Below are 10972 nucleotides of genomic sequence, written 5' to 3' on the forward strand. Positions count from 1 at the left end.
GCCGACAGACGGCTCCAAGGTCTCCGTCACGTGGAAGGATAGCGACGGCGTGATCAACGAATCCATCGCGCAATATCGCGACGACGGCTGGTGGGTTTATATCGACAGTCACACGCAAAAGAAGGTCGAGCCGACCAGCTGGCGCCCTGCCGCAAGCGACGATGACGATCAATGAGTGCGCCGCTGGTGAGGCTGGTCGCTTTCGAATAGCCTGAAGCCGTTGATATCGAGGCCGATTCGGAGCTTTCCGTTCCGCCGTCGCCCTCTTGCTCGGAGGAACTCTCTATGGGTGTCGAAAGCCTGCTCGTCTTCATCATCATCGGTGCCATCGCCGGCTGGCTCGCCGGTCTTATCGTTTCCGGTTTCGGCTTCGGCCTTATCGGCAACATCATCGTCGGCATCGTCGGCGCGTTCATCGCCGGCTGGCTGTTTCCGAGGATCGGATTTTCCATCGGCGGCGGCACTCTCGCCGCGATCATCCATGCCACCATCGGCGCCATCATCCTGCTGGTGCTGGTCAAGGTCCTGAAAAGAGCCTGAGGCTCGACAACGCAAAGAGCGCGCCATGAAACAGAATACGCTCTATCTCGTCATTGGCGCGCTCGTCGTCGTGGTCATTGCGCTCGGCATCTACGTCTATCGCGAGCAGACCAAACCCAAGGGCGTCGAACTCAAGATCGACGACAAGGGCATTTCGATCCAGCAGAACTAGCCTGCACCGGTGGGGCAGATGCAGGAGCGCGACATGGGGGCTTCCGACGCGCCGGAAGATGACGATCCGCCCAGAATTACCGTCGCGGAATGGGAGAGGCTGAACAGGCCGCCAAGGCGCGAGGCGCTGTTGCGCTATCATTGGCGGGTGTTTCGCTTCCTGAGAGCATCCGCGCCGGTCTTCGATTTGCAGGGGCAAGAGCAGGTATTCCGCGATGGCATAGTCGCCACCGTGGCCTTCAACCGGCCCGAAATGATCGAATGGCAGATCCACCTGGTGCGCCGATACCTTGCCGAGCACGAGAGCTACATCGTCTTCGACAACAGCAAGAAGGACGAGGCGAGGCAAGCAATCCGCGATCTCTGCCGTCGCCAGCATGTCCCCTATGTGGCATTGCCGAAGAACAGGCTGGTCGTCAGCAGATCGCACGGTCAAGCGCTCAACTGGATCGTGCGGAATTTCTTGCCTGGGTTCGGGCCGAAGCTTTTCGGCTTCATCGATCATGACATCTTTCCAACTGAACCATTTTCGATCCGCGACCGGATGAAGGGCAAGAGCCTCTACGGCAGCGTGCGGCGCGATACGCCGACACCAGACGGCTGGTTCTTGTGGCCCGGCTTCTGTTTTTTCGATGGAAGCCTGTTGCGGCGGCGGCTGGATTTCGCCCCGAGCTACAAGTTTCATATGGATTCCGGCGGCGGCAACTGGCCGGTGCTCTACAGGTCTATGGACCCGGCGATGGTTCGGTTCGCTGAAAACAAATCGCTTCGCTTCGGCGCGGGACATGATCAATCCGAGGATTTTTTCATGGTGGTCGATGGCTGGCTGCACGTGACTAACGCCTCGAACTGGAGGCGACAGCAGGTTGACAGGAGTGAACACATTCTCGCGCTGTTGCGGCAAGCCGGCGGTCCCGACCAGCCGGATGTGAAGTTCGAGCCCATCTGAAATCAGGTCTGAGGCGGGTGGTGTTGACAGAAGACGCTGAGGGGCCTGTTGCATTGCGGCCTGAAATCCAGGGGCTGCGTGGCATAGCCGTTGCCCTGGTGGTGGTTTTCCACATCTGGCCCGCGGTTCTTCCTGGCGGGTATGTCGGAGTCGATGTGTTCTTCGTCATCTCGGGCTATCTCATCACAGGTCTGCTTGCCCGCATGGCGTTGCGCGATGGTCGAATCTCGCTGATGGTTTTTATTCGCGGCGAGTGCGGCGACTGCTGCCGACTGCGATCCTGGCCCTTCTTGCCACGCTCGCAGGAACGCTGGTCTTCCTGTCCATGGCACGTTGGGAAGAGACGGCAATCCAGGTCGCTGCCAGTGCGCTCTATGTGCAGAACTGGCGGCTTGCCTGGCAGGCGGTCGACTATCTCGGCGCCGAGGAGGCGGCGAGCCCGGTACAACATTACTGGTCTCTATCGATCGAGGAGCAGTTCTATATCGTCTGGCCATTGCTGATGGTGGCAGGCCTTTGGCTGGCGCGCCGTCTCGGGCGGCCAGCGAAAGACGTATTCCTCGTGGGGCTGACCGCGGTTTTTGCCGGGTCGCTGATCAGCTCGGTTGTCATCACCCGGAGCGATCCGGCCGCCGCTTATTTCGTAACCCATACCCGTCTGTGGGAGCTGGCGCTCGGTGGCCTGCTGGCGCTGACGGTCCATCGGTTCAGGGCAGGGCTGCCATTGCGCGCCGCAATGGCGATGACCGGTATTGGCGCCATCGGGTTTTCAGCGCTTTTCTTTTCCGCCTCGACGTCATTTCCTGGCGCTCTTGCCTTGCTGCCGACCTTGGGAACGGTGCTCATCATTGCCGCCGGCGGCATCAAACTAGGCCGGTTTCGCGGACTTGATGCCAGCACCCTTTGCTATGTCGGCGACCGGTCGTATTCGATCTACCTCTGGCATTGGCCGCTGGTTGTTTTCTATTCGGCGCATCGCCCCGCGGCCGGGCTCCTTGCAGGTCTCGTGCTGATCGCCCTGACGCTGGCAATCTCGGATCTTTCCTACCGATATGTCGAACAGCGCTACCGGCAGCCGCGGTCGGATACGGAACGGAAACCTCTGGCCTATGCCACTGCCGCCGTTGCCGTCTGCGTGATGGTGTCGGGTGGGCTCGGCTATGCGCTCGACAGGAAAGACGTCGATATCAGCCTGATCGGGACACCGAATCATCCAGGGCCGGCAGCGCTTCTTGCCAACGCTTCGGTTCCGCGCGACGTGCAACTGCTGCCATCCCTCGGCAAACTCAGGCGTGACGTACCGATCGTCTATCGACTGAAATGCCATCAGGAGCAGGACAGCACGCAAGCTGTGGGCTGCCAGCTCGGCGATCCCCAGGGAACCAGAACCATTGTCGTCGCAGGCGATTCACACGCAGCACAATGGATCCCGGCCATCGACAAGATTGCCAGGGACCGCAAGTGGAAATTGGTCACCTTCACCAAGGCTGCATGCCCTTTCACCCTTGCCGCGGTGACGGATGAAGGTAAGCCGTATGAGGCCTGCGCAACATGGCGCGACAACGTTCTCGCCGAGATCAGGAAATTGCGGCCAGACCTGATGTTCACCAGCCAGTCTCGCTATTCCGACACACCGGAGCCGGCAATGATCGACGGTTTGCGCAGCATCTGGAGCGACTTGAACAGAACGGGCGTGCGTATTATCGCCATTCGGAACACGCCTTTCGTCAAGTTCGATCCCGGTGATTGCCTGGCCGCCGATGCCGACAAATGCGTCAACGCGCGACAGGAGGTGGAGACGAGCGATGTCTTCGCCCTCGCCGCAGGGGCATTGCCAGGGGTCCGTGTCGTTGACATGAACGATGCCTTATGTGGCAAGGACAGCTGTTCGGCCGTGGTCGGCAACATCATCGTCTGGCGCGACCATCACCATATGACGGCCACCTATGCGCTGGCGCTGGCGCCCTATCTGGCGAAGGCGGCGGGTCTCTAGCGAGCATCAACATCGTTGACCAACGCCAGGGCCGGCAATCGAACACGACTTAACCCGCCTTTAAACCGCCGCATCTACTCTTCAACCCGAACGCCATAGGCATCGGGGATATCAAGCACAGCGCATGGCGAACCGCAGAGACAGTCGCATCGAACCCAGTTTCGAGGGGCCGCCGCAGGCGCGGTCCTCGGCGGGTCTTTCGGTGAACGAGGAGGATCGCGTCGTGCCGAGCAATCGCAAAGCCTCCGCAAAACGCAAGCCGGCCAAAGGGAAATCGTCGCGGGCCAAGCGCGGCAGAAGCCGGCGCGGCCTGTTCGGTGTGCTCGGCCGGCTGTTCTACTGGTGCTTCGTGTTCGCCATCTGGGGCGGCATCGCGGTGGCCGGCATCGTCGTCTACTATGGCGCCAAGATGCCGGCGGCGACGACCTGGTCGATTCCCGACCGCGCCCCCAACATCAAGATCGTCTCGGCAGATGGCCAATTGCTCGCCAATCGCGGCATGAGCGGCGGCGAGGCCGTCGGCCTGCATGAGATGTCGCCCTATATCCCGGAAGCCGTCATCGCCATCGAGGACCGGCGCTTCTACTCGCATTTCGGCATCGACCCGATCGGTCTGTCGCGCGCCATGGTCACCAACGTGCTGGGCGGGCGTTTCTCGCAGGGCGGTTCGACGCTGACCCAGCAATTGGCGAAGAACCTGTTCCTGACACCCGACCGCACGCTGGAACGCAAGGTGCAGGAAGTGCTGCTGGCGCTGTGGCTGGAGCACAAGCACACCAAGGACCAGATCCTCGAAATGTACCTGAATCGGGTGTATTTCGGTTCCGGCGCCTATGGCGTCGAGGCCGCCTCGCGCCGCTATTTCGGCAAGAGCGCGCGCGACGTCACCCTGTCGGAAGCCGCATTGCTTGCCGGCCTGTTGAAGGCGCCGTCGCGGCTGTCCCCGGCACGCGATCCGAAGGCCGCCGAGGAACGCTCGCAACTGGTGCTTGCCGCCATGCGTGACGAGGGAAAGATCAGCGCCAAGGAAATGACCTCGGCGATGAGCGCGCCGGCAACGCGCGCGCCGTCCTACTGGACCGGCTCGGAGAATTATGTCGCCGACACCATCATGGAGGAATTGCCCGACCTGATCGGCGACGTGCGCGGCGACATCGTCATCGACAGCACCGTCGACCTGAACCTGCAAAAGCTCGCCGAACAGTCGATCCGCAGACTGATCGACGAGAGCGGCAAGAAGCTCAACGTCACCCAGGGCGCGCTGGTGTCGATCGACGATTCCGGTGCGGTGCGTGCCATGGTCGGCGGCTACGACTATTCGACCAGCCAGTTCGACCGTGCTTCGGAGGCACGTCGCCAGCCGGGCTCGGCGTTCAAGCCGTTCGTCTATATGGCCGCGCTCGAAGCCGGTCGCACGCCCGACAGCATCCGCAACGATGCGCCGATCAAGATCGGCAATTGGACACCCGACAATTACGGCGGCAAGTATTTCGGCAAGGTGACGCTGGCCACCGCGCTGGCCAAGTCGCTGAACTCGGTGGCGGCGCAACTGACCATGGAGGTCGGGCCGAACGCGGTTGTCGAGGCGGCGCACCGCATGGGCATCCAGTCCGACCTGATAGCCAACACCTCGATCGCGCTCGGCACTTCGGAAGTGACGCCGCTGGAGCTGACCTCGGCCTATGTCCCCTTTGCCAATGGCGGCTACAAGCCGGACATCCATTTCATCCGGCGCGTGACGACCACCGAGGGCAAGGTGCTTTACGACAGCGGCGGCGGCAGCGCGCCGCGCGTCGTCAAGCCTGAGATCGTCGGCATGATGAACTCGATGATGACGGGCACGGTTGAGATCGGCACTGCCCGGAAAGCGGCTTTCGCCTGGCCATCGGCCGGCAAGACCGGCACCAGTCAAAATTCGCGCGACGCCTGGTTCGTCGGCTACACCGCCAACCTCACCACTGGTGTGTGGTTCGGCAATGATGATGGCAGCGCGATGAAGAAGGTCACCGGCGGCGCACTGCCGGCGCAGGCCTGGCACGAGTTCATGGTTGCGGCCCACGAGGGTGTGCCGGTGCGGCCGCTGCCCGGCACCTGGAAATCGACGCCGGCCGACACAATCGTCCCCGACGAGATACCCTCGGCGAACAACACGGCGCCGGTTCCGTCGACGTCGGTCGGTCAGCAGGCACCGGCGCGGCCAGCAGCGCCGGTTGCCCAAGCGCCGGTCCGCGCGGCCCGTCCCGCCCAAACTGTCGATGCCGACGGCCCCTCCATGCCGGAGGATGACGGCGCCACCGCGTCGGTCAAACATCCGGTGCCGCCAGGCGACGTCGGCGGTCCGCGCAAGAAGCGGCAGACCTCGATCCTCGACCTCCTTGGCGGCTGATCCGATCCGCTAATTCCGTGGCTTGGCGCTGCCCAACTTCTTGCTGTCAAAGGTCAGTTTGTCGCTGTGAATCTTGCCATCGCTGATGGTGAGGTGCTTGGCGCAGGAAAGCGCGCCGGACGACTTTGTCACCAAATCATACATCAGCAGCGCCTGATGATCGTCTCCGAAGGCCGCGATCATGCGCACACCGGTCACATCCTGTGAAAGTTTGGTCAGGCCCTCGAGATAGGGTTTCTTGCCGGTCGATTGCTGCATCGGCCCATCAAAGACGACGTCGTCGGCGACCAAGGATGCTGCCTTTTCGAGGTCGTGGCTTGTCCACGCCTTGGTGAAGGCGGTGGCTATGTCGAGGGGTGCTGTCTGTGTCATGGCTCTGTCCCGATTGATTGATTCAGAACCCCGCGCCCTTTCCGCATTCACGGACCAACGGCGAGCGGGCCCGCCAGTTCCCTCATCGAGGCGAATGGTGACATTTCGGCCTCTCGCCACCTCGGCGGCGTTCGGCTACATCTGCCGGTCGGAGACCTTGAAATGACTGAGCTCGACACCCGAAAGACCATCGTGCTGACCGGCGCCAGCCGCGGCATTGGCCACGCCACCGTCAAGCGTTTTTCGCGCGAGGGCTGGCGCGTCATCACCTGCTCCAGGCAGGCTTTCGCCGAGGATTGCCCGTGGCCGGCCGGGCCGGAAGACCACATCAAGGTCGATCTCGCCGATCAGGAGGATGTCGGCATCGCCGTCTCCGAAATCCGCCACCGGCTGGAAGCGCATGGCGGCCAGTTGCATGCGCTGGTCAACAATGCCGGCATTTCGCCGAAGCTCAAGGACGGCAACAGCCGCATGGATTCGATCGACACGCCGATGCATGTCTGGCGCGACGTGTTCCAGGTCAATTTCTTCGCGCCGATCATGCTGGCGCGCGGCCTGTTCAAGGAGCTGGCGGCGGCCAAGGGCTCGATCGTCAACGTAACCTCGATCGCGGGAACCCGCGTGCATCCCTTTGCCGGCACGGCCTATGCCACATCGAAGGCGGCGCTCGGCTCGCTGACGCGCGAGATGGCGCATGATTTCGGCCCGCACGGCATCCGCGTCAATGCCATTGCGCCCGGCGAGATCGACACCGCGATCCTGTCGCCGGGCACTGACAAGATCGTCGAGACCATCCCTCTCAGGCGCCTTGGCACCACGGCCGAAGTCGCCGACATCATCTTCTTCCTGTGTTCGCAGCAGGCGTCCTATGTGACGGGCTCGGAAATTCACATCAATGGCGGCCAGCACGTGTGACAAAACAGGATGCTCATCCTGTTATGGTGAGAACAGCCTTGCCGCTGAAGCTGCGCTGTCGCAGTGCGTCCAGCGCTTGGGCGATGTCTGTCCATGGCACGGTCAAGGCCACGCGTGTTTCGAGCCGGCCGGCTGCGACCAGAGCGAGCAGCGAGGCGATGTCCTCGCCAATGCCTGGACCGGACGTGTAGTAGGCGAAGGTCTGAAGCCTCGCTCCTTCATGATCCGGAACGAACTGGCGGAATCCGACGGGCGTTAGTTCGCCGCTGCTCGAACCGAACATGACGATGGTCCCGCCAGGGGCGACGCGTTCGATCGCGCATGCGAGGCTTTGGCCGCCAACCGACTCGGTAATCAGCGAGAACGGCCCCTCGGCCAGGTCTATCGCTTCGACAACCTGCCTGGCTCCCAGGTTGCGGAGATCCTCAGCGTGCCGGGCGGCGGCGACAGCGGTCACGAATCCGCCCTGATGGCGGGCGAGCTGGATCTGGAAACGACCGACCGCGCCGCTTGCGCCGGTGATCAAGACCTGCTGGCCGGCGAGGTCGCCGCCATGGCGTAGAGTCCTCAGCGCCGTCGTGCCCGCGACTGGCAACGTGGCGGCGGCGGCAAAGCTGACGTCATCGGGCAGGACGGCGAGACGGTCGGTCGGAACGGCGACACGTTGCGCCCATCCGGCTTGATCGACCAAAGCCGCGACGCGGGCGCCAACGGCCGGCCCTGAGCCATCGGCTGGTGCCCGTTCGACGATCCCAGCGATGTCCTGGCCGGGTATCCAGCCGTTCGGACGTATGCTGAGCAGGCGCAGTTCGCCGCGGTTCAACGAGGTCGCGTGGACCGAGACAAGCGCCTCGTTCGAGGCCGGTTGAGGCTCGGCAAGCTCCGAGATGCTCAGTCCGGTCGCGCTGTCGGAGGAGATGACGAGGGCGAGCATGGTTCATACCTCTTGGCTGCGCGGCGGTCGCACCGCTCATTCGCAAATGTACCTTATCGACTTTTGCCTTTGAATAATTTAGATATGAAGGCAATTGATCGCTAAAAACCGTCAATCATGAAGCAGCCTCTCAGCTACCCCTGGCTCGATTTCGATGTGGATGACCTTTCCGCGCCTGCGATTGCCGTGCGCGTCGATATCCCAGAGACCAGAGCGGAGGTACCCTCCCATTGGCACCGCAAGGGCCAACTCGTTTTCGCGCTTGCAGGCGGCGTCACATGCCGCGTCCCAAGCGGTCTATGGATGGTGCCGCCGCATTGCGGGGTGTGGATCCCCGGCGGCATGGATCACAGCAATGTCGCGACCGCCAACGCCCGGATTTTTTTCGTCTACATAGAGCCGGGAGCCGCCGACCTGCCGGAGCGGTGCTGCACGCTTTCGATCTCGCCACTGCTGCGCGAATTGATCATCGAGCTTTCCGATCGGCTGCAGGACGACGAGGCGAGGGGCGAACTCTTGACCAAAATGCTGCTCACCGAATTGCCACGCATGCCTGTCCAGCAATTGCACCTGCCGATCTCATCCGAGCCGCGCTTGAACAGGATCGCCGAGGCGTTGGCGCAAGACCCTGCCGACCGCAGCACGCTGGCGGACTGGGCCAAGCGCATGGCGCTCAGCGAGAGCAGCCTCGCCCGCCTTGTGACAAAGGAGACAGGTCTAAGTTTCGGGCGCTGGCGCCAGCAATTGCACTTGATCGTTGCAATTCGGGAACTGGCGTCCGGCAAGAGTGTCCAGCAAGTCTCGGGCGATCTCGGCTATGGTTCGGTCACGGCCTTCATCACCATGTTCAAGAAGGCGCTTGGGAAGCCGCCGGCCAAATACCTCAGTGGTATCGCGCAAAATGGCGGCTCTGCATTCGTGGCGTAATGCTCACTTGAAGGCTGGGTCGAGCCGATCGCGTTGCCAGCGCGCGAGAGTGCAGCTTGGGCTTTGGGACTCAGGCCACCGATGGCTCGGCGGTTTCGCGCCTCAACTCCGGTTTGGAACCGAGAACTTCTTCCACAATCCCGCGCGCAATCTCGCGTTCACCCATGATCACCGTATCGGCGCCCAAACCCTTGAGATGTTCGACCTCGGCATCGGAATGGGCACGGGCGATGACGTTGATGCCAGGGTTGGCGGCGCGGGCTCGGAGCACGATCTGGCCGGCTTCGAAGGCATTGGGGATGGCAAGGATCAGCCGGCTGGCGCCTTCGGGATTGGCGGCGGCGAACACTTCGGCATTGGCCGCATTGCCGGCGACGGTCTCGATGCTGTCCGCTTTCAGCCTCGCCAGCGTCTTGTCGGCGTCCTCGATGACCAGGAAGGGCAGTGCCGCGTCTTTCAGCGCCGAGCCGACCAGGCCACCGACACGGCCGTAGCCGATGAGGATGGCATGGCCGGTGAGTGCCGTCTTTGGCGGCGGCCCGTCCTCCCTTTTCGCCGTTGCCGCGACAGAGGCCACCTGGCCCGGCTCCGTCGCCGGACCAACCGGTTTTGCTTCGACCGGCGGTGCCGTCCTGGCGGCGCGCCGTTCCAGCCACGGCTTCATCCAGTCGATGGCCAGGAACATCAGCGGGTTGAGGACGATCGACAGGATGGCGCCGGCCAGAATGAGGTCGCGACCTTGTTCGGGCAACAGTTTCAGCCCGACGCCGAGCTCGGCCAGGATGAAGGAGAATTCGCCGATCTGGGCAAGGCTTGCCGAAATCATCAATGCGGTGGCCAGGGGATAGCCGAAGGCAACGACGATGACGAACGCCGCCAGCGATTTGCCGATGACGATGATGGCCAGCGTTGCCAGGATCGGCCAGCCATTGCTGATCAGGCTGAACGGGTCGAACAGCATGCCGACCGAGACGAAGAACAACACGGAAAAGGCATCGCGCAGCGGCAAGGATTCTTCGGCGGCACGGTGACTGAGTTCGGATTCGCTCATGATCATGCCGGCGAAGAATGCGCCCAGCGCCAGTGAGACCCCAAACAGTTTGGCCGCGCCAAAGGCGACGCCGAGCGCTATGGCAAGCACCGCCAACCGGAAGAGCTCGCGCGAGCCGGTGTGGGCGACATAGTGCAGGATCCAGGGGATGACCCGGCGGCCGACCACCAGCATGACGACGACGAAGGCGGCGACCTTGGCCAGCGTGATGCCGACGACGCCCCAGATGCCGTAGCTGGCCGGCAGCGACAGCAGCCCGCTCGCATGGGCGTCGGTCTGCTCCTGGCCGCCGAGCACGCCGGCCAGCGCCGGCAGCAGCACCAGCGCCAGCACCATGGCCAGGTCCTCGACGATCAGCCAGCCGACAGCGATGCGGCCGCGCTCGGTCTCAATCATCCGCCGCTCTTGCAGAGCGCGCAGCAGCACGACCGTCGAGGCGACCGATAGTGCCAGGCCGAACACCAGTCCCGCGCCCATCGACCAGCCGAGCATCCACGACAACCCGGCACCGAGTGCGGTGGCAAAGCCGATCTGGACGACGGCGCCCGGCACGGCTATGGCGCGCACCGACAGAAGATCCTTCAACGAGAAGTGCAACCCGACGCCGAACATCAGGAGGATGACCCCGATTTCGGCCAGTTCGTTGGCAAGGCCGGCATCGGCGACGAAGCCAGGCGTGTTCGGCCCGACCAGCACGCCGGCTACGAGATAACCGACCAGCGGCGGGATACGGA

General features: G+C 63.0%; 10 protein-coding genes. 7 read left to right on the plus strand and 3 right to left on the minus strand.

The features are described from left to right. Nucleotides 1-285 precede the first annotated feature (285 nt). The 5 genes from EOB49_RS24205 (at nt 286) to EOB49_RS24225 (ending at nt 6039) form a co-directional block, all read left to right on the plus strand. Nucleotides 286-540: a GlsB/YeaQ/YmgE family stress response membrane protein gene (locus EOB49_RS24205; protein WP_013529551.1), complete on the plus strand. Its 255-nt coding sequence runs from the start codon at nt 286-288 to the stop codon at nt 538-540. 25 nt (nt 541-565) lie between these two features. After that, nucleotides 566-712 (plus strand): hypothetical protein, encoded by a 147-nt coding sequence (locus tag EOB49_RS24210; protein WP_013529552.1) that lies wholly within the window; start codon nt 566-568, stop codon nt 710-712. Nucleotides 713-745: 33 nt separating this feature from the next. Further along, complete coding sequence (locus EOB49_RS24215; protein WP_127382443.1) at nt 746-1660, plus strand: hypothetical protein; 915 nt, start codon at nt 746-748, stop codon at nt 1658-1660. Between the two features lie 115 nt (nt 1661-1775). After that, entirely contained in the window at nt 1776-3653 is a 1878-nt protein-coding gene (locus EOB49_RS24220) for an acyltransferase family protein (protein ID WP_127382444.1), read from the plus strand. 124 nt (nt 3654-3777) lie between these two features. Further along, complete coding sequence (locus EOB49_RS24225) at nt 3778-6039, plus strand: transglycosylase domain-containing protein (RefSeq protein ID WP_127328260.1); 2262 nt, start codon at nt 3778-3780, stop codon at nt 6037-6039. Between the two features lie 9 nt (nt 6040-6048). Here the strand turns inward: EOB49_RS24225 and EOB49_RS24230 are convergent, their stop codons facing one another. Beyond that, complete coding sequence (locus EOB49_RS24230) at nt 6049-6411, minus strand: nuclear transport factor 2 family protein (protein WP_127328262.1); 363 nt, start codon at nt 6409-6411, stop codon at nt 6049-6051. 162 nt (nt 6412-6573) lie between these two features. On the opposite strand from EOB49_RS24230, the gene EOB49_RS24235 reads away from it, so the two are divergent. Beyond that, a complete protein-coding gene (locus tag EOB49_RS24235; protein ID WP_023812510.1) occupies nt 6574-7326 on the plus strand; it encodes an SDR family oxidoreductase in 753 nt (250 codons plus the stop codon). 13 nt (nt 7327-7339) lie between these two features. Here the strand turns inward: EOB49_RS24235 and EOB49_RS24240 are convergent, their stop codons facing one another. Beyond that, nucleotides 7340-8260, minus strand: coding sequence for a zinc-binding dehydrogenase (locus tag EOB49_RS24240; RefSeq protein WP_127382445.1), 921 nt, complete (start codon nt 8258-8260; stop codon nt 7340-7342). A gap of 117 nt (nt 8261-8377) precedes the next feature. Here EOB49_RS24240 and EOB49_RS24245 point away from each other — a divergent pair, with 117 nt between their 5' ends. Then, entirely contained in the window at nt 8378-9187 is an 810-nt protein-coding gene (locus EOB49_RS24245) for a helix-turn-helix transcriptional regulator (protein WP_127382446.1), read from the plus strand. Nucleotides 9188-9257: 70 nt separating this feature from the next. Here EOB49_RS24245 and ybaL read toward each other — a convergent pair. Continuing rightward, nucleotides 9258-10972: YbaL family putative K(+) efflux transporter (gene ybaL / locus EOB49_RS24250; protein ID WP_245472820.1), on the minus strand; the 1715-nt coding region annotated here is incomplete at its 5' end.

Origin of the sequence: Mesorhizobium sp. M7A.F.Ca.MR.148.00.0.0, assembly GCF_003997735.1 — a bacterium.
In the GTDB taxonomy this organism is placed as follows: Bacteria; Pseudomonadota; Alphaproteobacteria; order Rhizobiales; family Rhizobiaceae; genus Mesorhizobium.

Excerpts from the sequence above, each read along its gene's own strand:
- EOB49_RS24240 (WP_127382445.1), bottom strand. The coding sequence starts at position 8,260 with ATGCTCGCCCTCGTCATCTCCTCCGACAGCGCGACCGGACTGAGCATC.
- EOB49_RS24210 (WP_013529552.1), top strand. The coding sequence starts at position 566 with ATGAAACAGAATACGCTCTATCTCGTCATTGGCGCGCTCGTCGTCGTG.
- EOB49_RS24230 (WP_127328262.1), bottom strand. The coding sequence starts at position 6,411 with ATGACACAGACAGCACCCCTCGACATAGCCACCGCCTTCACCAAGGCG.
- EOB49_RS24205 (WP_013529551.1), top strand. The coding sequence starts at position 286 with ATGGGTGTCGAAAGCCTGCTCGTCTTCATCATCATCGGTGCCATCGCC.
- EOB49_RS24245 (WP_127382446.1), top strand. The coding sequence starts at position 8,378 with ATGAAGCAGCCTCTCAGCTACCCCTGGCTCGATTTCGATGTGGATGAC.
- EOB49_RS24235 (WP_023812510.1), top strand. The coding sequence starts at position 6,574 with ATGACTGAGCTCGACACCCGAAAGACCATCGTGCTGACCGGCGCCAGC.
- EOB49_RS24215 (WP_127382443.1), top strand. The coding sequence starts at position 746 with ATGGGGGCTTCCGACGCGCCGGAAGATGACGATCCGCCCAGAATTACC.
- EOB49_RS24225 (WP_127328260.1), top strand. The coding sequence starts at position 3,778 with ATGGCGAACCGCAGAGACAGTCGCATCGAACCCAGTTTCGAGGGGCCG.